Annotated in this window: 17 protein-coding genes and 1 pseudogene; 7 read left to right on the forward strand and 11 right to left on the reverse strand. The window is 59.0% G+C overall.

Annotated features, from left to right (window positions below; translation table 11 throughout):
* The 4 genes from A6U98_RS02740 to A6U98_RS02755 form a co-directional block, all read right to left on the reverse strand.
* Window positions 1-543, reverse strand: a complete 543-nt coding sequence (locus A6U98_RS02740; protein WP_064647853.1) for an MSMEG_0567/Sll0786 family nitrogen starvation N-acetyltransferase — start codon at window positions 541-543, stop codon at window positions 1-3.
* Window positions 540-1,658, reverse strand: coding sequence for an MSMEG_0568 family radical SAM protein (locus A6U98_RS02745; protein ID WP_064647855.1), 1,119 nt, complete (start codon window positions 1,656-1,658; stop codon window positions 540-542). Before A6U98_RS02745 ends, A6U98_RS02740 begins: the two co-directional genes overlap by 4 nt.
* Complete coding sequence (locus A6U98_RS02750; RefSeq protein ID WP_064647857.1) at window positions 1,585-2,631, reverse strand: Nit6803 family nitrilase; 1,047 nt, start codon at window positions 2,629-2,631, stop codon at window positions 1,585-1,587. Before A6U98_RS02750 ends, A6U98_RS02745 begins: the two co-directional genes overlap by 74 nt.
* A gap of 76 nt (window positions 2,632-2,707) precedes the next feature.
* Window positions 2,708-3,190: an MSMEG_0572/Sll0783 family nitrogen starvation response protein gene (locus A6U98_RS02755; RefSeq protein ID WP_064647859.1), complete on the reverse strand. Its 483-nt coding sequence runs from the start codon at window positions 3,188-3,190 to the stop codon at window positions 2,708-2,710.
* A gap of 521 nt (window positions 3,191-3,711) precedes the next feature.
* Here A6U98_RS02755 and A6U98_RS02760 point away from each other — a divergent pair.
* A pseudogene (locus A6U98_RS02760) lies at window positions 3,712-4,217 on the forward strand (alpha/beta hydrolase); the annotation flags it as partial.
* Window positions 4,218-4,425: 208 nt separating this feature from the next.
* Window positions 4,426-5,076: an alpha/beta fold hydrolase gene (locus A6U98_RS02765; protein ID WP_064647861.1), complete on the forward strand. Its 651-nt coding sequence runs from the start codon at window positions 4,426-4,428 to the stop codon at window positions 5,074-5,076.
* A 55-nt stretch (window positions 5,077-5,131) separates the two neighbouring features.
* On the opposite strand, the gene A6U98_RS02770 is transcribed toward A6U98_RS02765, so the two are convergent.
* Window positions 5,132-6,973 (reverse strand): acyltransferase family protein, encoded by a 1,842-nt coding sequence (locus tag A6U98_RS02770; protein WP_064647863.1) that lies wholly within the window; start codon window positions 6,971-6,973, stop codon window positions 5,132-5,134.
* Between the two features lie 594 nt (window positions 6,974-7,567).
* Here A6U98_RS02770 and A6U98_RS02775 point away from each other — a divergent pair.
* Window positions 7,568-8,713 carry a right-handed parallel beta-helix repeat-containing protein gene (locus A6U98_RS02775; protein ID WP_064647865.1) on the forward strand — a complete coding sequence of 382 codons (1,146 nt, stop codon included), beginning with the start codon at window positions 7,568-7,570 and terminating at the stop codon, window positions 8,711-8,713.
* Between the two features lie 46 nt (window positions 8,714-8,759).
* On the opposite strand, the gene A6U98_RS02780 is transcribed toward A6U98_RS02775, so the two are convergent.
* Window positions 8,760-10,094, reverse strand: coding sequence for an O-antigen ligase family protein (locus A6U98_RS02780; protein ID WP_064647867.1), 1,335 nt, complete (start codon window positions 10,092-10,094; stop codon window positions 8,760-8,762).
* Between the two features lie 654 nt (window positions 10,095-10,748).
* Between A6U98_RS02780 and A6U98_RS02785 the strand changes: the two genes are divergently transcribed.
* Window positions 10,749-11,552, forward strand: a complete 804-nt coding sequence (locus A6U98_RS02785) for a Ku protein (RefSeq protein ID WP_064647869.1) — start codon at window positions 10,749-10,751, stop codon at window positions 11,550-11,552.
* Window positions 11,553-11,697: 145 nt separating this feature from the next.
* Here A6U98_RS02785 and A6U98_RS02790 read toward each other — a convergent pair whose 3' ends face one another.
* From A6U98_RS02790 to A6U98_RS02800, 3 genes are read right to left on the reverse strand one after another with little or no spacing between them, the layout of a single operon-like run.
* Window positions 11,698-12,552: a Ku protein gene (locus A6U98_RS02790; protein WP_064647872.1), complete on the reverse strand. Its 855-nt coding sequence runs from the start codon at window positions 12,550-12,552 to the stop codon at window positions 11,698-11,700.
* 18 nt (window positions 12,553-12,570) lie between these two features.
* Window positions 12,571-12,804 (reverse strand): DUF2188 domain-containing protein, encoded by a 234-nt coding sequence (locus A6U98_RS02795; protein WP_064647874.1) that lies wholly within the window; start codon window positions 12,802-12,804, stop codon window positions 12,571-12,573.
* Between the two features lie 54 nt (window positions 12,805-12,858).
* Window positions 12,859-13,119 (reverse strand): hypothetical protein, encoded by a 261-nt coding sequence (locus tag A6U98_RS02800; protein ID WP_064647876.1) that lies wholly within the window; start codon window positions 13,117-13,119, stop codon window positions 12,859-12,861.
* A gap of 144 nt (window positions 13,120-13,263) precedes the next feature.
* On the opposite strand from A6U98_RS02800, the gene A6U98_RS02805 reads away from it, so the two are divergent.
* The 3 genes from A6U98_RS02805 (at window position 13,264) to A6U98_RS02815 (ending at window position 16,236) form a co-directional block, all read left to right on the forward strand.
* Window positions 13,264-13,692 carry an OsmC family protein gene (locus A6U98_RS02805; RefSeq protein ID WP_064647878.1) on the forward strand — a complete coding sequence of 143 codons (429 nt, stop codon included), beginning with the start codon at window positions 13,264-13,266 and terminating at the stop codon, window positions 13,690-13,692.
* Window positions 13,693-13,779: 87 nt separating this feature from the next.
* On the forward strand, window positions 13,780-15,231 hold the full coding sequence (locus A6U98_RS02810; RefSeq protein ID WP_197496333.1) for an FAD/NAD(P)-binding protein: 1,452 nt from the start codon (window positions 13,780-13,782) through the stop codon (window positions 15,229-15,231).
* 111 nt (window positions 15,232-15,342) lie between these two features.
* Window positions 15,343-16,236, forward strand: coding sequence for a DMT family transporter (locus tag A6U98_RS02815; protein ID WP_064647880.1), 894 nt, complete (start codon window positions 15,343-15,345; stop codon window positions 16,234-16,236).
* A gap of 3 nt (window positions 16,237-16,239) precedes the next feature.
* Here the strand turns inward: A6U98_RS02815 and A6U98_RS02820 are convergent, their stop codons facing one another.
* A complete protein-coding gene (locus tag A6U98_RS02820; protein ID WP_197496334.1) occupies window positions 16,240-17,859 on the reverse strand; it encodes a VOC family protein in 1,620 nt (539 codons plus the stop codon).
* A gap of 21 nt (window positions 17,860-17,880) precedes the next feature.
* Window positions 17,881-19,476: a response regulator gene (locus tag A6U98_RS02825; RefSeq protein ID WP_064647881.1), complete on the reverse strand. Its 1,596-nt coding sequence runs from the start codon at window positions 19,474-19,476 to the stop codon at window positions 17,881-17,883.
* Between the last annotated feature and the right edge of the window lie 3 nt (window positions 19,477-19,479).

Genomic DNA, 19,479 nt, shown 5'->3' on the forward strand with positions numbered 1-19,479 from the left:
TTACGCCGCCTTTCTGGAAAGAGCGGTGAAGCCAGCCTCGGGTGTGGCGCAGGGCGGATAATAAGCAAGGTCGGCCTTCATCCTGAGATGCGGCTTGCCGTAGACCTCGAATTCCTCGATCACATCCCAGTGCAGCCTGCGGAACAGCAGACCGTTCTGAACCTGCACATTGGCGAGGAACGTGTGGCATCCGATCGCATTGGCGGAGGACACGGCGAGCTTGATCAGAGTCGCCCCCAGGGCGCCGATCTTGCGGAAATCCGGATGGACCGCCAGCCGCGAGCCCCACCAGAGACCGGGTTCGGCCTGATGGATGCGCACCGTTCCGACCAGCTGGTCGGCGGCAACGCCGAGCATGGAGAGAGCCACGATCGGGATGGCCTGATCATCGATCGCATCTCGGTCATCGCCTTCGAAGATCCGCTGTTCCTCGCAGAAGACGGCACGGCGCAGCGCATGCGCTTGGCTGCGCTCCCAGGCGGAGGTTGCGAACTTCACCTGGAATTCGCTCGAGCGATAGGGAGCAAAGGCTTCGAGCATCATTTGGTGAGCATCCTTTCATAGGTGGAAAGGGCGGAGCAGGCGCCGCATTTGCCGCAGCCGGCCTTGATGTCGACGGCCTTCAAGCCGCTGGCGACCAGCATCCTGGACAAGGGTCCGAGGATCGAGTGCATGAAGTCGGGCCTCGGCGCCGGATGGCTTTCCAGCGGCGTGCCGGAGATCGGTACGAAGGGCACGACGAAGGGATAGACACCGAGCGCAACCAGCTTTTCGCAGATGTCCAGAATGGCTTCACGGCTGTCGCCGAGCCCCGCCAGAATATAGGTCGAGACCTGGCCGCGCCCGAAGACCTCCACTGCGGCCTTGAACGAGGCCATGTATTTGGCGATCGAGACCTGCGCCTTGCCGGGCATGATGCGGGCACGGACCTCCGGCGTCACGGCTTCCAGATGCATGCCGAGTGCATCGACGCCGGCCTCCTTCATGCGGGTGAACCATCGATCGTCCTCCGGCGGCTCGCATTGCGCCTGGATGGGAATGTTGACGGCCGCCTTGATGGCGCGGGCGCTGTCGGCGAGGATCGCAGCACCGCGGTCGTCGCCCTTCGGCGTGCCGGTGGTCATCACCATATGCTTGACGCCGTCCAGTTCGACCGCGGCCTTGGCGACTTCCGCAAGCTGCTCCGGCGTCTTATGGGCGATGGTGCGGCCGGCGGCCAGCGATTGGCCGATGGCGCAGAACTGACAGGTCTTGGTACGGCTCTGATAGCGGATGCAGGTCTGCAGCACGGTCGTGGCAAGCACGTCCTTGCCGTGCAGAACGGCGATCTGCGAATAGGGAATACCGTCGGCGGTCGAGCGCTCGTAGAAGCGTGGACGCAGGGGAAAGGAGACCTCGCCCAGCACCGTGCCGTCCCGGCTGATACGGCTGCGGCCCATCTCGTCCGGCTTTTCCACCAGATAGGGGCTCTCGAATGCAGGTGCGGTGTGAACCGGCACCATCACCGTCATGCCGTCAATGGTCAGTGCCTTATGGTCGGACGGTCCGGCACCACCGCGGCGGCTTTCATGTCCGGCCTTGGGGTCAACGAGCCGGGCTCCGTAGGACTGCAATTCGTTGATCAGTATCTCGGTCGGCAGACGTATCGTATGCTCCATCGGAAAGGGTCCTTGCTTCGGCTATGGGGAGGGATGGCTGAGTGGTGGCGACCATCGGCGCCGTGGCGCGGCCATCCATGACAAGATGCAGCAGCTCGGGTCGGGCATAATGGCCGACCGAATCCATCATCCGCTTGCGTTTGACGATCAGGCTCATGTCGAGATCGGCGATCAGGATGCCTTCGCCTTCTGTGAGCGGCGGCACGACATGTTTGCCTTCGGGCGAGATGATTGCGGTCATGCAGCCGCCGCGCAGGGCCTTCTGCAGACCGGCGTCGGAGGTGATGGAGGCAATCTGCTCGTCGGTTAGCCAGCCTGTGGCATTGACCACGAAACAACCGCTTTCCAGCGCATGGTGGCGGATGGTGACTTCCATCTGGTCGGCAAAGATCGGCCCGACCATCGAGCCCGGAAACTGGGCGATATGGATGTCCTCGTGCTGCGCCATCAGGGCGTAGCGGGCCAGAGGATTGTAATGCTCCCAGCAGGCCAGCGCCCCAAGGCGTCCGACGGCGCTGTCGACCACCTTGAGGCCCGAGGCGTCGCCCTGGCCCCAGATCATTCGCTCATGAAAGGTCGGGGTGATCTTGCGACGCTTGAGGATGAGCGTGCCATCGGCATCAAACAGCAGCTGGGCATTATAGAGCGATCCGTGGTCGCGCTCGTTGACGCCAAGCGCCACGACGATGCCATGCTCGCGGGCGGCGGCCGAGACCGCATCGGTGGCAGCGCTCGGCACCGTGACGGCTTCCTCATAAAGTCGCACGTGCTCCTTGCCGGAGAGAACCGGCGGCAGCACGAAAGAAAAATAGGGGTACCAGGGGACGAAGGTTTCGGGAAAGACGATCAGCTCGGCGCCTTTGGCTGCCGCTTCACGAATTGCATCCAGCACGCGGGCCAGTGTTTTCTCGCGCGAGGTCAGATCCGGCGCGATCTGCGCGGCGGCAACCCGGACACTCGTTTTTTTCTCCATGACGAAATCCTCGATTGACGGGTGGGGAGGCGGAGCGCCAAGGCTCCGCCCTTATTCTTTGTGGCGCGCTTGCTGCTCAGAGCGTCCAGGTATCAAGGATGAAGGCGCCGTCGCGGCGATGGATCAGGATGAGGTCGAGAACGTCGAGCGGACTGATCGGCGCGATGCCGGGGATCAGCGCGCCTTCGCCATGGCCGTAAAGCGCCTGAAGGGCAAAACGGCAGGCATAGACCTTGCCGCCTTCTTCCATGAACTTGACGATCTGGTTGTTAAAATTCAGATGGCCGGGAAAGGCCTCCGCGCCGAGCGTCGGAAAACCGCGCTGGACGCCGAGCGTGACGCCCGGGCCGTAGAGAAGGATCGATGTCTCGAAACCTTTCCGCTTCAGGCGTGTCGCCTGCAGCAGGTTGACGAATCCGATCGATCCTTCGAAGGCCACGGTATGGAAGGTGACGAGGGCTTTTTCGCCTTCGCCGGCTTGCACGTCTTCGAAAACCTTGTCCTCGTAATCGACAAGAAAGTCGCCTTTTTGATTGGCTGGCTTGGTCACTGCGGGCATGGATGGCTCCTTGATTGAAATCTGATCCCCATCCGGGGGGGGCATCCATCCAATTGCAAGCGCTATGCCAGATTGATTATGCACAAATAGCAGTCAAATCTGACGATAATGCATTCAATTATGCTATCAATAACGAAAGCGAAAATTTTAGAGCTAATTTCTGAGCGACGGCGTGCAAAAATCGAATGCACGAAAGCTCAAATCAGGTGCATTCAATTGGTCGTCAATCATTGCAGGAAGCATTGATACTGGCGCGGCGCGGGGCCAGGACTGAAGCCGTTGTCCGAGTTGAGGCCGCCTTTCCGGCGGCGTCGCAATGCAATGGATGCGTCTCGGTCCGAAGAAGGCTAGGCGTCAATATGCATTAATCGCTTCAATCGGAAAAATCTAGCTATATTGAATGCAATCAATTAAGGCGGTTGGATGTGTGCGTGAGACCGTTCTTCCGCCGGCAGAGGATATTTGGAGTCCGTTCTCGCCGAGCACGGTCGTATCGCTCTTTTCAGAAAACAGGAGAAACTATGAATCATAAACCGACGATCATTCTGGTGCATGGCTTTTGGGGTGGAGCCGCACATTGGGGCAAGGTCATACTCGAACTGGCACAAAGGGGCTATCAGTCCGTTCACGCCGTCGAACTGCCGTTGACGTCGCTAGCCGAGGATGCCGAACGGACACGCAAGATGGTGGCCCAGCAGAAAGGGCCGGTCCTGCTCGTCGGTCATTCCTACGGCGGTGCTGTCATCACCGAAGCGGGAGATCAACCGAATGTCGCGGGGCTTGTCTATATCGCCGCATTCGCTCCCGACGCAGGCGAAAGTCCAGGCGGAATCATCCTCCTGCGGCAATGGCCAATATCGAGCCGGACAGCGACAGCTACCTATGGCTCAAGGCTGACAAATTTCACGAAAGCTTCTGCCAGGATATATCCCCGGAAGATGCTTTCGTTTTCGCGGCGACCCAAAAAGCGCCGCTCGCCGGCACCTTTGGAGACGCCATCACCGCTCCGGCCTGGAGGAAGAAGCCGTGGAGGTCTCGAAGTAAGAACAAGGCGCTTGTGGCGGGGGTGTGAGAATAAGCGCACCCCCGCTTTCACGCCCTGCCCGCTCCGGTTTCGAGCACGATACGCCGCAACGAAACTGTTCGGATGTCTGGCCATTCCGCATTGATCGACAAGCTTCACCGCGAGAGCTACAGAATAGCCTGATCGATAGCAGCACGTTGAGCGGACACTGATGAACGACACTGTCCTCCTGTTTCACGGCATTGCCCGGACGAAGAAAAGCATGGCGAGGCTCGCCGGCTTCCTGTCCGGCCACGGTTATCGGGTTGTGAATGTCGGTTACCCCTCCACCCGGTTTTCGATCAGCGACCTCGTCGACATCATTCGACCGGAGGTCGACGACGCCGTGAAGAAAGCAGGCGATGGCCGGGTCCATTTCGTCGGTTATTCGATGGGTGGGCTGGTCATCCGCGCGTTTCTCAGCAGCGATCGCCCAGCCAACCTGGGGAGAGTGGTCATGGTCGGAACGCCGAACAACGGCAGTCAGATTGCCGATTTCCTCAAGAGCTGGCCGCTATACAGGAAGGTCTATGGACCGGCGGGACAGCAGCTGATTACCGATCAAACCGCAATGACCGAGCTGTTCGGCACGGTCGATTACGAACTTGGCATTATCGCCGGAAATCGGACCATTGATCCGGTCTCATCGCTTATCATTGGCCTCAGGGTTCCGAATGATGGAAAGGTTTCGGTGGAGAGCACGCGTCTCGACGGCGCGGCTGAGCATATCGTCATTCCGGCAAACCACACATTCTTGCCCGTCAACAAGACGATGTGGAGCCAGACCCTGTCGTTTCTGAAAGACGGGCGGTTTACAAGCTGACACGATGTGCGGTCAGCTTTGCTTGCTCTTCGCGATCACTTGAACAGTGCTCTCATCACTGAACGACGAGGGCCTGCTTGACTCTTGAAATCAAAAGGCGGGAGCCGTCAGCGGTGAAATGCCCGTAGTCGAATTGGATCGGGTCTCCGCTTTTTGTCCACACCAAACAGTCTGGGTTGCACATCGTCTTGTAGGTGGAGATATATATTGCTCCGCTTCCGGCCAATGCGTCTCGAATGTCCACACCGATGTGTTGCCGAGGCACCAGATGATCGGCGGCGTTAAATGGTTGCCTCTCGTAGAGACTGTGAGCGAGCAACCGCGGTAGGGAAGATCTATATTCTGCCACCGGTCCGAAGACGACGATCTTTTTGGCGAACGGCGATAGGTAATCCACCGTCTTCCTGACGAGCTTCACGTCATCTTTTGTCCAGCGTCCAGCCAACACGAGAACATCCACTTTATTGCTCGGCAAGAACTCCTTGAACATGTAGTTCATGAGTTCAATGCAGCGTTCTTCACCTTCGGCGTCGAGAGTAGGACGACATCCTGATGCATTCGCTTGAATGACATTGGCCCCCGAAAGCGCCCTTAGCCCAGGATAGAGATGAGCGGCGTGACTATCACCGACGAGCGCTATGTTCTGCTGATTCTTTGATAGAGCCAAACAGGCATCACGATCATATTTTTCGATACCGTCGTTTGAAGTGAGGAAGCATTGTCCACTGCGAAAGGCTTTCGAAGGGTCGTAGTCAGCAAATTCCGCCACTCGTTCAACGGCCTTGTTGTCCTCTTTCATTTGATCGGCGGCGAGTTGACCGACAAATGCCAGCATTGCTACAGATGCGATTGAAGCAGCACCAGCGGCTACGGACACGAGCGGTCGGTATCGCATTGTTCGGAATGGCGTTTCGACAAATCGCCACGAAGCATATGCGACGATGAAACTCAAAGCGATCGGCACCAATTGCCAGCCATGCTCCCACGCCCGATACTGGTTCGAAAATACCCAAATCGGCCAATGCCACAGATAGAGGGAGTACGAAATCAAGCCTATGGAAGTGGCGACCCTCAATGATAGAAGCTTGCTGACAAGCGTACTTGGACCTGCCCAGATGATCAGCGCCGTGCCGGCGGTCGCGGGCAACGCCATCAATCCGGGAAACTCGGACGTCTTTGATAGCAGCAGTGCGCTGAGGCAGATCAGCAAAGCTCCGATTGCCGAGAGCACATCGTTAACCCGCGTATCAGCGAATTTCGTCAAAACTGGTCCGGCGATGATAGAGCCTACGAGCAGTTCCCAGGCGCGATACTGCACAAGATAAAAGGCTGCGGAGCGATTGATCGGAACAGTGACAATGGAAGCAATCATGCTGACCGCGAAAAGTCCCGCTATGGCCATCCCGGTTGCCCTGCGCCCATGTCGGCTTGCTAACATGACGATCAGCGGAAAAAAAACGTAGAACTGCTCTTCGACCGACAACGACCATGTGTGCAGGACCGGATTGATTTCGGCGGAATCATCGAAATATCCAGTTGTAAAATAGAAGTAAGCATTTGAAGCAAAAAGTGCGGAGGAAGTCACGGACTTAAAGACCCGCAAGCTTTCGTCAGGTAGCATCGTGAAATAAGAAGCCGCCATCACAAAAGCATACATGACCACGACGGCGGGAAGAATCCGTTTTGCTCGGCGACTATAAAAGTTGCCAATCGAGAATCGGCCAACTCCCGCGTCAGCAAGAATGATTTTCGTAATCAGGTAACCCGATATCACGAAGAAAATGTCCACCCCGATAAATCCGCCGGGGAGAATGCGGTCAAATCCACAGTGATAAAGAATCACAAAAATTACGGCTACGGCACGCAGGCCGTCGATATCTTGACGATGCGCAATCATTTTGGCCTCGATATTTGGCCTCCCGGGATTTCGTACCGTGAGACCGTTCAATATGCAACTAACGCCAGCATAAAATGAAAACCACTCGCCTCAGCCGGACCTCCCGCCATAGCGATAGGCGACCTCGAGCGTCAGCACAGGGGCCGCAAGGTCATCGGGTGCTTTCGGCGAATTGCTTATTTACCATTCGCCTGATGAAGCTAGCGGGAAGGAGAGCGTTGTCCTTCAGCTTCTCATTTTGACAGTGATTCAACTAAAGGGCACATTTCACAGCTGCCTTTCAACGGTTCCACAACTCAGGCCATGAGACTGACGGGCGATTTAACATTGACTGCTGAAACGCAGCGCGGCGTTGCCAGGACGGCTTGCAGGCCAAATTGGGCGAACGTGTGTCCAACACAGTGCTGGGCAAGCGCTCCCAAGTCAGAGCGCGTTGCTGGACCGACACAGTTTCGGCCGATGTGGCCGGGACGTCAGGAGTCTATTAAATGGATTTCTCAGCAGTCGTTCAGGTTAAGATAATTTTCGATATTCAAACATCCGCCACACGACCCCTCATTATTACGAGCTGTAACCGTATCGAATGGAGATCCGATGCCCGCCATCTTGAGAAAGAAAATTCACGGTGCATCCACACGGGGACAGGTCATCGACGGTGCTGCCGACGTCGGCGTCGCCTATCAGGTGTTTTCCGATACGGTGGTCGAAGACGTGATTGTCAAGAATTCTCCCCGCGGCTTCAAATTTCACAATGGTAGGAATCTCGTCGTAAGGCGCTGCGAGACAGAGAATGTGAAGGGCGACGGCATTTACCTTACGATGACGTCGGACGTGTTGCTGGAAAACAACCGTGTCGGCCCGGCGCCCGGCCAGGGGGCGGATTGTTGCCAATTCGCCTACGAAAACGACGACCGCAATGTGAGCTCCAATGTCGTGATCCGGGGCAACCTTTTTCTTCAGTCACCGACCAGCACATCGAACAAGGGGGCCTTGGTTTGCGGCAGAACTCGACAATACCTTGTTGAATACAATTTCATCGGCGGGAAAAATTTCTCCTTTTCATCGATCGGCGACGATGCCGTCGTGCGCAGTAACGTCATGCGCGACGGGAAGATGAATGATTATTCCTTCGGATATGGGGTTGGCGATCAAGTCGACCATGCTGGCCACCATGTTTATGACAACAGGATCGAGAACAGCAATCGTGGCGTGAGTTTGAGCGGTTACTCGGACCAGAGCCTGGCATTTCGCAAAGACATGGATATCCACGATAACGTGATCAGCGAATGTGAGATTGGGTTTTTTGCCAATCGGCCGTGGTCTGGAAGGTTTCGACGCAACATCTTCCTGCGGTGCAAGCAGGACATCTTTCTGAAAGGAAACGGCAAAGCGACTGCGGGGGAAATCGAAGGCAACTTTCTCAACGACGGCAGCTTTCTGAACGTCACGCCGCCGCCGCTTCGCGTCAAGCCGGACGGAAAGGCTTCCGTTTCCTCCGGCGAATGGACAACCGAGCCCGACGAAATCCGCATCCAGTGGCGGAACAAAGGGATCGATATATCAGGCGCCAACCGGCCCTCCATTGCGATCGAGCCTGGCATGGAATTGTCATGCGTCTTGCTGGCCCGCAAGGGGCAGAATTGGATGTTGGCGATTGCCGAGACGGCCTATGACGATTTCACGCCGCGTGCATGGCAAGAAAACATGCTGCCTTGGCAGAAGCGCTATCTCTCTATTTAATCGCCACACTGAGGCCAGGCGGAGCCCCCCGTGAAGCCTCCGCGTCTCAAGCCTCACGCGGTCTCCGGTTTGCCAACAACCTCGGACGCAACTCGGAGAGTGCAATCACCGTGTGTGGCCAGAGAATAAAAGGTGCGAGCATCATCCCTGCCTCTGTCATGGATCCAAGCATGATCAGGATGATGATCACGATCTCCTTCCGTCTGGCGCCCGATTGCTCTTGATCGGATTCGACGATTGTCATCTTCCGGAAAAGACGAGTCACCAAAAACACGACCCATGCACCGACACCGGGAATGCCGATATTGAGGGCAAGTTCGAGATAGGTGTTGTGCGTCGACCGCGCGTCGAACGTCACCTTGACATATTCCTCCATGACATCAGGCTGGCGGAACATCGCAAAGCCGTAGCCGGTTATGGGTCTATCCCATATTAGCGGAAACAGCTGTTCCCAGATGTTGGTGCGCCCCGAGAAAGTAAGGTCTTTACCGAAAGCTTCAGCAACGGCAGAGGCCACACCTAAATAAATGAAACTGGCGGCAAAACCCACAAGAAGAAACAGCAGAGCGACGACAAATGAGCGAAAAAGGCGATTTGGATAGACGTGGATAATCCGGATAGCATACAGCATGACACTGCCGAACATCGTCAAGACAACCGCTGTCGAGGACTTTGTCGCTACAATCAAAGCGAGGAGGCAAAGCATCGCAGCCCATCGAACAAGCGTGCTGTAACGAAGTCGACCTAGCTTCTGCGTCGACAACAGACACACAAAGCTGACCGAGCAAAATTGTCCCAGCGTATTCTTGTGGTAAAACGCCCCCTTTACCATGCCGGCATAGCTGCCGCGCATGATGGCGAATTGCGGGAAAGCGGCAGTATAGAGAACATTGATAAATGCGGCCGCGATCGCAAAACGCCCCAGGATGCGAAATGCTTCCACGTTGCCATATCGCGCGCGATAGAGAAGCGGCGGGACTGCTAGAACGATGACGGCGGCCAATCCCTTTAAAGACGCACCTCTGTCAATCGAGAAGACGATTGACGTCAGACAGGAAATGGCAACGACCCCGATGAGGGGTGAAATCCTTGAAAGGGTCCTTATGAATTGCCGTTGTTCCAACAGAAAATACAAACCGGACAATGGGATAAGGCTATAAAGCATTAACTTCATCGGAAGCGGGTCTACCGACGCGCCATCATCGAAATTTGCGGGCAGGCCGTACCACATGCCGGTAGCACGCCATAACGCGGCGTAAAATGCGACGGTAAGCACCAGCTTCGCCAGCACGTCCCGTCTGACGCGCCATCTGGAAGCAGTCCGCCGACGGTGGCTGCCTTGATAATAGTCTCGTGCTATAGACGCGTCTTGTATCGCCATTAAGAGCTCTTCTATCTCATGTTCCGGGATGTTCCTATTTGAAATAGGATTGAGCCAAAATTACAATTTACCTCTGTTGGACTCTGTATGCGATATTGAAACCATCGACACTGGTTTCTGCCTACGACCCCGACATAAATCGATCGGTTGGCCACTCCCACAATCCAAACCAGCCGACACGTAGCCCTGTCTGCAGTATATGGTTGGATCAAAACTCATAAGCCATATCAATATGTTTGCTTAAACTCCGGCTTAGGTCCACCAAGTGGCGCCACTCTAAGCCATATCATTCCTCGAATCCAGTTTGCTAGACTTTCCAATATGTCACACCCACTGGTCCGAGCCATCCGCTGCCACACGCTCGCATCTGCGCACGCCACTGGCATTTTACTTGGGTACGATCTCGCCCAACCGACCGGCGATCGCACTACTGCCGCACGGGCCGCAGGTCGGCTGTTGTCGTCATTCGAAACCTCATTTAGAGCGGTTTATGTTTTCGCGGAAGCGTAGAACCGCTCTAAGCTTTTGTTTTTACGCAATTCCGGACGGGAAACCGCTTCGCACTTTTCCTGGAATTGCTCTAGCTCTCGGAACCAAAGACCGAACCCGCCGTTGAGTGCCATGCCCCAACCGTGTCCGGGAGACAGGACAGACATGGCACGTCAGACATTCTGGAAAGGTTATCTCAAGCTCTCGCTCGTCACCGCCGCCGTCTCGCTGACGCCGGCGACGACCGAAAGCAACAAGGTCCGTTTCCACGTCCTCAATCGCCAGACGAAGAACCGCGTCGAAAGCCGCTATGTCGACAGCGTCACCCATAAACCAGTGCCCGAGCGGGACCAGGTAAAGGGTTATCCGCGCGGCGAGGACGACTATGTGCTTCTCGAAGACGAGGAGATCGAGGAAGTCGGGCTCGAAAGTACCCGCACCATCGAGATCGACACATTCGTGCCGCGCGGCTCGATTGATTGGATCTGGTACGACAAACCGCATTTTCTGGCGCCCGAGGACAAGGTCGGGGTGGAGGCCTTCTGCGTCATCCGCGAGTCGATGAAGGCAAATGACGTCGTCGGCATCGCCCGCCTTGTCCTTTATCGCCGCGAGCGCGCCGTGCTGCTGGAACCGCTAGGCAAAGGCATCGTTCTCTGGACCCTGCGCTATGGCGACGAGGTGCGTGATCCCGTGGCCGAACTCGACAGCAAGGCCGAGATCGACAGCAAGCTGCTGACGCTGATGACGCAACTGGTGAAGGAAGAGACGAAGGATTGGAGCCCGGCCATGGTGCAGGACCCGATCCAGAAACGCCTGAAGTCGATGATCCGCGGCAAGCAGAAGAGCCTGAAGACGGCGGCGCCCGCGAAAAAGCCCGCACCGGTGAAATCGACCGGCAACGTCATCAATATCATGGATGCACTGAAAAAGAGCCTCGCCGCCGAAGGCGGAAGCAAGCCCCGCTGAACTCGGGCATCGCACCCTTGCGCGAGCCCTTCGGCCAGTCGCGTTCGCGGCTTTTACGGTCCGCTCCGGCCTTTTGAAGACAGCCGCCCGCGTGCTCTGGGTGAGCGTGAAAGTGCGTTTCACCTCATAGGTGTCGAGAACTACCTCAGCTTGCCTTCTTGCTGCGGCTGTCGCTGCGCGCCGGCGCCTTCTTCTTCGCCAGCGCCTTCTTTGCTGGGGTTTTGCCGCTCATCTTGGCGCTCTGGCGCAACGCTTCCATCAGGTCGACGACCTTGCGTTCCGGAGCCTGTTTCTTCTTCGGCGGTGCCCGGCCTTCGATCTTGGCCTTCACCAGCTCGACGAGGGCAGCCTCGTAGCGATCCTCGTATGTGCTCGGTTCGAAGCTGCCTTGTTTGGTGCCGATGATATGGCCCGCAAGCTCGATCATCTCCTTGTCGAATTTGATGTCGGGAATGTCGTTGAATACCGTATCGGCCGAGCGCACCTCGTAGTCGAAATTCAGCATCGTCGCGACGATGCAGTCGTCATGCGGGCGGATCAGCAGCGTCCGGTTGCGGCGGAAAAGCACGGCTTCGGCCAGAGCCGCGACCTTGCCGTCACGCATGCCCTTGGCGATCAGCGACAGCGCCTCCTCGTCATGTTCGTCGACGGGCGCGAGATAGTAAGGGCGGTCGAAATACAGCTTGTCGATATCGTCATAGGCGATGAAAGCCTTGATATTGAGGACCTTGTCGCTTTCCGGCATGATTTCGGCAATCTCATCACCCTCTATGACGATGTAGTCGCCATTCTCCATCTGGTAGCCCTTGACCTGATCGCCCCGCTCGACCGGTTTGCCGGTCTCACTGTCGACGAATTGCCGTTCCACCCGGTGGCCGGTCCTGCGGTTGATGATGTTGAAGGAGACGCGGTCGGAGGGGGAAACGGCGGTGTAGAGCCCTACGGCGCAGGCAAGGTCGCCCACCTTCAGATGACCCTTCCAGCTTGCCCGAGCGGCCATTCCATCCTCCGTCGCAAATCAGAGCCGGCTGCCGCTCTTGTCGGTTTCGAGTTCCTGAAATGCCCAGCCGCGGCCGTCGGGCGCGGGATAGGCAAGCAGCGCATCGCCATTGCCGATCTTCTGGCGCGATGCGGCGTCCTTGGCATGGATGATCGCTTCATCCGCTGTCGCATAGGTTTCCGAAAGTGTGTCGCCGAGCTTGTAGGCCCAGCCATTGTCATGCGGCACGACCTGATAGGTGATATCGGCCATTTCGGATCTCCTCTTCTCAACTAAATAGGGCGCGTGATGTCGTTGGCATCATGCTCAGTTCCGATTTGGTTTGCGCCGTTCATCGAGCGCAATGATCCTCTCCAGCGATGCGATATCCTCGCTGGTGACGACGGGAACCGGATCGGCAGCGATTGCTTCCAGCACCTCCCGTGAGACGGCGCCATTGCGGATTGCCCATTCCAGGGTTTCGCGCGTTTCGCGCTCGGCTTTCAGTTGCGCATAGAGCACAACGATCAGCCGATCGCGGGCATCCATCCGTCGGCTTTGGCGATCCATGCTGCGGACATCAGGCATCGCAATCCACCTTGGTCACTGATTTCGTTCAGGTGTATTCAACTGACGACGGATGGAAAGGTTCCGAAACCCATGGCGGCCGCTTGCCATTGCCACGTGAGGCGGAAATCACTATCTGCAAGATGTTCGTCAGAGGATTTCAACATGGCCGATCTCAAGGCTCGTCCCCGCCCGACCGGCGCCACCGCGGTTCTCGGCCGTACCGGTTTCCCGCACGTCACCTCCGCCACCAAGGGCGAGATCGATATCGTCACCGCGCCGTCGCAGCCGGGTTTCAATCCGCTCGATCTGCTCTATTCCTCGCTTTCGGCCTGCCTGGTGCTCAGCGCCCGCATCGCCGCCAGCCAGATGGGCGTTCTCGACAAGATCAGCGAGATCACTGCCGAGGTCACCGGCGAGAAGGCGGCGGAAGGCCTTTCGCGCGTTGCCAAGTTCAACATCGCCTTTTCGATCAAGGGCGATATCGACGAGGAAACCCGACAGAAAATTGCCCATGCCGCCGAAGAGGAGATCTGCACGGTGAGCAACACCATCCGCGGCAATCCCGAGTTCTCGACGACAATATCGGGGTAGGGCTAAATCTACATAATAATTATAGACAATCGAGAGCGGAGGATTGCGTGACCACTGCCCGGCTTCTATGGTCGGGCATCGAAAGCAATGATCCCGGCCACCATGCAGCCCAAGCCTCTCCCGACGTCGGAACAGCCCGTCGTCGCCATCATCGGCGGCGGTGTCTCCGGCGCCGGCGTCGCCTATCATCTCGCGAGAGCCGACTGCGGCGAGCGCCCTGCCATCGTGGTCTTCGAGCCGCGCGCCGAACTCGGCCGCGGCCTTGCCTATGACACGGCCGATCCGGCCCACCGCATCAATGTTCCAGCCGCCAAGATGAGCCTGCAGCCCGATGACCTGGGCGAATTCCTGGCCTGGATCGAAGCCCGTGACGCCGTCGCGGGCGACCCTGAGGCCAGGCAGCCCGATGGCTCGCTCTTCCCCCGGCGCCGGCTGTTCGGCGAATATGTCGCCTCGCTGCTGAAGCCGCTGCTGGAAGACGGTAGCGTGCGTCATTGCCGCGCCGCGGTGACGGCTGTCGAAGCCCGTGCCGGCCGTTGGTCGATCCGCGACGACAGAGGCGGCGTGACGGAGGCCGATATCGTCGCGATCGCCACCAGCCATCCGCCGCCGGTAGCCCCCGGCCGGCTTGCGAGCCGGCTTGCCGCCCATCCCCGTTTCGTCGCCGACACCACCAAGCCGGATGCGCTCGAGGTGATCCGCCCGCATGACCGGGTGCTGGTCATCGGCAACGGCCTGACGGCCGCCGATGTCATTGCCTCCCTGGCTGAGCGCGGGCATGACGGTCCGGTGACCGCGATCTCGCGCCGCGGTCTGCGGTCTCGCGGCCATCCGCCGGTACCGCAGGAGCTCTTCGGCGATTTCGTCTCCAGTGCAGCCCATTCCGCCGTGACGCTGCTGAGAGGGATCCGCGCCGCCATAGTTGCGGCGAAGGCTGAGGGCATAAGCTGGCATGGGGTGATCGATCAGGTGCGGGCGCAGGGATACGATCTCTGGCAGGCGCTGCCGGTTGCCGAACGACGCCGCGTCGTCCGCCATCTGCGTCCCTATTGGGATGTGCATCGTTTCCGGATCGCCCCGCAGGTCGAGGCCGTGCTCGACGCGGCGGTTGCTGCAGGTCGCCTCGATATCCTGGCCGGGTCGGTTGTCGATGCACACATCGAAGGCGAACTCATCCTTTGCACCCTGCAGCCGCGTCATCAGCGCCAGCCGTTGGAGCGGCGCTATGAAGCCGTGATCGTCACCACCGGCCCGGCGCATGGCGGCATTCTCGAAACCCAGCCCTGGCTCGCGGCACTCGCGGCAAACGGTCACCTGACGCTCGATCCGACCGGCCTCGGCCTTGCCTGCACCGAGCGCTCGGAGGCGATTAGCCCGTCAGGAAAGGCAGATCCTTCGCTGCTGATCTCCGGTCCGCTGGCGCGGGGCACCTTCGGCGAGCTGATGGGACTGCCGCAGGTGACCGAGCATGCCTTCTTCATCGCCGGCGAGATCGCCGAAAAGCTGCGGACCAGCGCGACGAATAGGCATCCTGCCTGATTTTCCACCAATATGTCGCTCTTCGACTGTCCCCGGTGATCGACTTCTGATAGTCCCTCGGCCACCAACATTCCGCTGACCACCAATCGGGCGACCAGAAATATCGAGATCATGTCGCAGGCCGCTCCCACCCTTTCCCAAGCCTCGCCTTCCAATCGTTTCGCCCTTGCGGCGCTCCTTCTCGGTGGGGCGGCGATCGGCGGCTCGCCGATCTTCGTCAGGCTGTCCGAAGTCGGACCGATGGCGACGGCCTTCTGGCGTGTGGCGCTGGCGCTGATCCCGATCGTCATCGTCTCGCTCATGAAGAAGGATGCGGGGCCGAAGCCGCAAAGCCTTTCCGACTATGGGATGCTGGTTCTCCCGGGCGTGATGTTGGCGCTCGACCTCGGCGCCTGGCACCTTTCGCTCACCATGACGTCGGTCGCCAATGCGACGCTGCTGGCCAACCTCGCACCGGTTTTCGTCACGCTGATCGCCTTCGTCTTTTTCAGCGCGAGGATCAGCCGCGTCTTCGCACTCGGGCTTGTCCTGGCGTTATCAGGCGTCGTCATCCTGAAGGGCGGACCGGCAGTCATTGGCAATGGCGACCTCCGCGGCGACGGCATCGCGATGATCGCCGCCTTCTTTTATGCCTGCTACATCCTTGCGATCGGCAGGCTGCGCAGTCGGTTCGATACGATCCGCATTATGCTGTGGAGCACGGCATCGGCTGCCGCCTTCATCTTTCCGGTCGCCCTCATCTACGAGGGCCATATGCTGCCCGCGACCCTCTATGGCTGGTCGATCGTCTTCGGCCTGGCTTTTATCAGCCATGCCGGCGGGCAGGTGGCGATCACCTATGCGCTGGCCTATCTGCCGGCGGCCTTTTCCTCGCTGACACTGCTGCTGCAGCCGGTCGTCGCGGCGATCCTTGCCTGGGCGTTGCTCAACGAGGCGATCGGGACGATGCAGGCACTCGGCGGCGCCGTCGTGCTTGCCGGCATCATGGTTGCCCGCCGCGGCTGATCGTCAGCGATTTTCCTGCAGCAGCCATTTCTGGATGATTGGAATGTCGGCATCGCCGAGATCGTGGCCACCGGGGATGACGTCGGAATCGACGGTGGCGCCCGAACTCTTCAGCCTTTCTTCCAGCTCGCTCGCATATTTGCCGTAGGCATCCGTCTTGCCGCTGATGACGAGCAGGTCCGTGCCTTTCAGATCGGCATGCGGATAGTCACTCAACACAGGCATGGAGCGCAGCAGCACCGCCTTGTGAACCAGGTTCGGGTGCAGGTAGAGCAGCGAGTTCAAAAGGTTGGCGCCATTGGAATAGCCGACATAGACGACCTTCTGAGGATCGAGCCCGTAGGATTTGACGGCGCCCTCGATGAAGGCCGCGAAGGCCTCCGCCTCGGTCTTGATGTCGTTCTGATCGAAGGAGAAGGGCGTAATGCGCTTGTACCAGCGTGGAAACCCTTCCTCCGTCGCCCGGCCGCGCACGCCGAGCAGCGTCGCCCGCGGCGCCGCCTTGTTCAGGAGCGGCATCAGCGTCGTCTCATTGCCGCCGGAGCCGTGCAACAGCACGAAGACACTGCCATCGGGATCCGGGGGCGTATAGAAGCGGTGGACGAATGGCAGCTCGCGATAATTGACACGCGGCTGGCCGGGCATTGAAAATTGCGGCAGCATCACCTTCAGGTCATGGAGATTGGTAATGGCTTCGGGCGGTGCGAAGAGCTTGCCCCCGAGGGCGGCCTGCTCTTCGTCCACGGTCATGCCCGGCTTGTCGGTCGCAAGCTCCACCAGCGTGCCGCCGGGCTCGCGGGCATAAAGCGAGCGGAAATATTTGCGGTCATGCATGTTGGTCGGCGACGCATCGGTCGCTTCCAGTGCCCTGCGAACCGAAAGCAGCGTCTCTTCGTCGGCGGCGCGGAAGGCGACGTGATCGACCGTGCCCGTGCCTGGTGCCCCGGACCAGAAGCCACGCGCATCGCGCACGTCGATAATGTCGCCGGACTGCGATACCAGCCTGTCGATCGTGCCGCGGCTGGCCTGGAAGCGATAACCGAAATGGCTCTCCAGGAAACTGCGGCTTTCGTCGGGCTTTTCCGTCAGCATTGTGGCGCCACGCACCCGCTGGATGGCATGCTCGGCCGGGATCGAGGCGCCGTTCCAGCCGGCCGGCGATACCAAGTTCTTTGCGCCTGCGAGCTTGAGGATGATGTTGTCTGGGTCCTTCAGCCGCAGGACGGGCTCGCCGAATTCGTCCGCCGGTCCCTCGGATCTGAGACCGAAGCTCATGGCGCGCGTCAGCCAGAAGCCGATGCTGGCGGGGTCGATCGACAGCGATATTTCGCTAATCTGGCCATAGCCGGCCCGGCCGGGCGCACCATCTTCCCAGGCAAGGAAGGTCAGCAGCGAACCCGGCGTCCCCTCTGCATCGCCATAGAACAGATGAAGCTGCGTCGCGTCCTCGTAACCGGCTGTCTGCTTGACGAGCCGCATGCCGAGAAATCCCGCGTAGAAGTCCACGTTCGCCTGCACCTTGCGGGTTACGGCCGTGACGTGATGTATGCCTGATACCATCGAGAGCAGTCCTGATTGAAGCGGCGTCGTCAGGAGCGCGAGTATGAGAGCTGCGAAGGTCATACCGTTGCCAATGACGATCGCTTAATTTTGTTCCGCACAAAGCGCAAGCGAATCGCCGCGCTGCAACAACTCCAAATGTTCGACATCTTCGAGCGCCTCTTCCAGTTGCTGCAGGGTCGGCGGCTTCACCATATAGGCGCGCGCACCGAGATTTCTGGCCCGCCGCATGTCGCTCTCGTCGCTTGAGGTGCTGAGGATACAGACGGGAATTTGCTTGAGGCGGAGGTCGGCTGAAAGCGCATGCAGCACCTCGAAGCCGTCCATGATCGGCATGTTGATGTCGAGCAGCATCAGGTCGATCTGCGGCACATCGGCGATGCCGGCGCGTTCTTCGAGCAGCCGCATCGCCTCGCGTCCGTTGGTGGCGACATGCAGGTTGAAATTCACCTTCTCCCGCCGCATCAGCTTGATTTTTAGAATCTGGATGTCGGCCGGGCTGTCTTCCACCAGCAGCACCTCGGCGAGCCTGCCCGAACCTTCGCCTGGCTGCTCCGCCGGCCTGGCGCTGTGCGGCACGGCCGATGTGGCTGATGGCACGGGCCTCGCCTCGGCGAGCGGCACTTCGAGAATGAAGGTGGCGCCCGGCCCATTTTCTGCCTCGCACCAGATCGAGCCGCCATGCATCTGCGCGATGCGGCGACAGATGGCAAGGCCGAGCCCGGTGCCTTCGATGCCGCGGCCGACGAGGCGCTTGAACGGCTGGAAGATCAGCTCGCGATGCTCGGGGTCGATGCCGGGCCCGTTGTCACGCACGGTGAGGCGGCAGATATCGCCCTGGGCTTCGCCTGTGATGCTGATCTCCGGAACTTTCTGCTCGCAATAGCGGACGGCATTCGACACCAGGTTCTGGAGGAGCTGGGTCAGCAGCGTCGCATCGCCCATGACCTCCGGCAGCGCCCCGCGGATGATGACGGCTCCGCGGCTTTCGGTCTGCTGACGCAGATTGTCCTCCACCTGGTCGAGCACGTCAGAGAGCGAGACCGGCCTGAGCTCCAGCCCGCCGGAGGCCTCGAGCTTGGTGAAGCCCGAGACCTTGACGATCAGGTCTTCCATGTGGTCGGCGGCGCTGAGCACGTAATCGAGCAATTCCCGGTCTTCGGCCGGAAGCGCTGCAGAACCGTGCAGGATGCGGGTGAAGGATTTGATCGTCCGGAGCGGCTCCTTCAAATCATGGGCCATGGCGCGGGTGAAGATCTCAAGCGATTGCCGCTTCTGCTCCAGCTTTGCTTCCAGCATGCCGTGCATGATGGCGTTCTGAATGCAGCGATGCAGTGTCTCGGGCGAAAGCGAATCCTTTGTCAGATAGTCGCGTGCCCCGCTCTTCATCACCTCGACGGCGACGGTTTCGTTGCCCTGGCCGGTCAGCATGATGACGTTGGCGGCGGGATCATCCTCCAGTATATCGGCAAGTACGCCGAGCCCGTCGCGCCCCGGCAGCGAATAGTCGAGCAGGATACAGTCCGGCCGTTTCCGGCCGTTCAGCGCACGACCCTCTTCGCCCGTCTCCGCCTCCACGACGATATAGGCAGTGCTGGAAACGCGGCCCAATATGCGGCGATAGACCTCGAGATCGTCGATGTTGTCGTCGATGATGAGAATAGAGCAGTGTTCCGCCAATCT

The organism is Rhizobium sp. WYCCWR10014 (genome assembly GCF_001657485.1).
Lineage (GTDB): Bacteria > Pseudomonadota > Alphaproteobacteria > Rhizobiales > Rhizobiaceae > Rhizobium.

Coding starts and splice junctions, on each gene's coding strand:
- A6U98_RS02740 (WP_064647853.1), bottom strand. CDS start 543: ATGATGCTCGAAGCCTTTGCTCCCTATCGCTCGAGCGAATTCCAGGTG.
- A6U98_RS02745 (WP_064647855.1), bottom strand. CDS start 1,658: ATGGAGCATACGATACGTCTGCCGACCGAGATACTGATCAACGAATTG.
- A6U98_RS02750 (WP_064647857.1), bottom strand. CDS start 2,631: ATGGAGAAAAAAACGAGTGTCCGGGTTGCCGCCGCGCAGATCGCGCCG.
- A6U98_RS02755 (WP_064647859.1), bottom strand. CDS start 3,190: ATGCCCGCAGTGACCAAGCCAGCCAATCAAAAAGGCGACTTTCTTGTC.
- A6U98_RS02765 (WP_064647861.1), top strand. CDS start 4,426: ATGAACGACACTGTCCTCCTGTTTCACGGCATTGCCCGGACGAAGAAA.
- A6U98_RS02770 (WP_064647863.1), bottom strand. CDS start 6,973: ATGATTGCGCATCGTCAAGATATCGACGGCCTGCGTGCCGTAGCCGTA.
- A6U98_RS02775 (WP_064647865.1), top strand. CDS start 7,568: ATGCCCGCCATCTTGAGAAAGAAAATTCACGGTGCATCCACACGGGGA.
- A6U98_RS02780 (WP_064647867.1), bottom strand. CDS start 10,094: ATGGCGATACAAGACGCGTCTATAGCACGAGACTATTATCAAGGCAGC.
- A6U98_RS02785 (WP_064647869.1), top strand. CDS start 10,749: ATGGCACGTCAGACATTCTGGAAAGGTTATCTCAAGCTCTCGCTCGTC.
- A6U98_RS02790 (WP_064647872.1), bottom strand. CDS start 12,552: ATGGCCGCTCGGGCAAGCTGGAAGGGTCATCTGAAGGTGGGCGACCTT.
- A6U98_RS02795 (WP_064647874.1), bottom strand. CDS start 12,804: ATGGCCGATATCACCTATCAGGTCGTGCCGCATGACAATGGCTGGGCC.
- A6U98_RS02800 (WP_064647876.1), bottom strand. CDS start 13,119: ATGCCTGATGTCCGCAGCATGGATCGCCAAAGCCGACGGATGGATGCC.
- A6U98_RS02805 (WP_064647878.1), top strand. CDS start 13,264: ATGGCCGATCTCAAGGCTCGTCCCCGCCCGACCGGCGCCACCGCGGTT.
- A6U98_RS02810 (WP_197496333.1), top strand. CDS start 13,780: ATGATCCCGGCCACCATGCAGCCCAAGCCTCTCCCGACGTCGGAACAG.
- A6U98_RS02815 (WP_064647880.1), top strand. CDS start 15,343: ATGTCGCAGGCCGCTCCCACCCTTTCCCAAGCCTCGCCTTCCAATCGT.
- A6U98_RS02820 (WP_197496334.1), bottom strand. CDS start 17,859: ATGACCTTCGCAGCTCTCATACTCGCGCTCCTGACGACGCCGCTTCAA.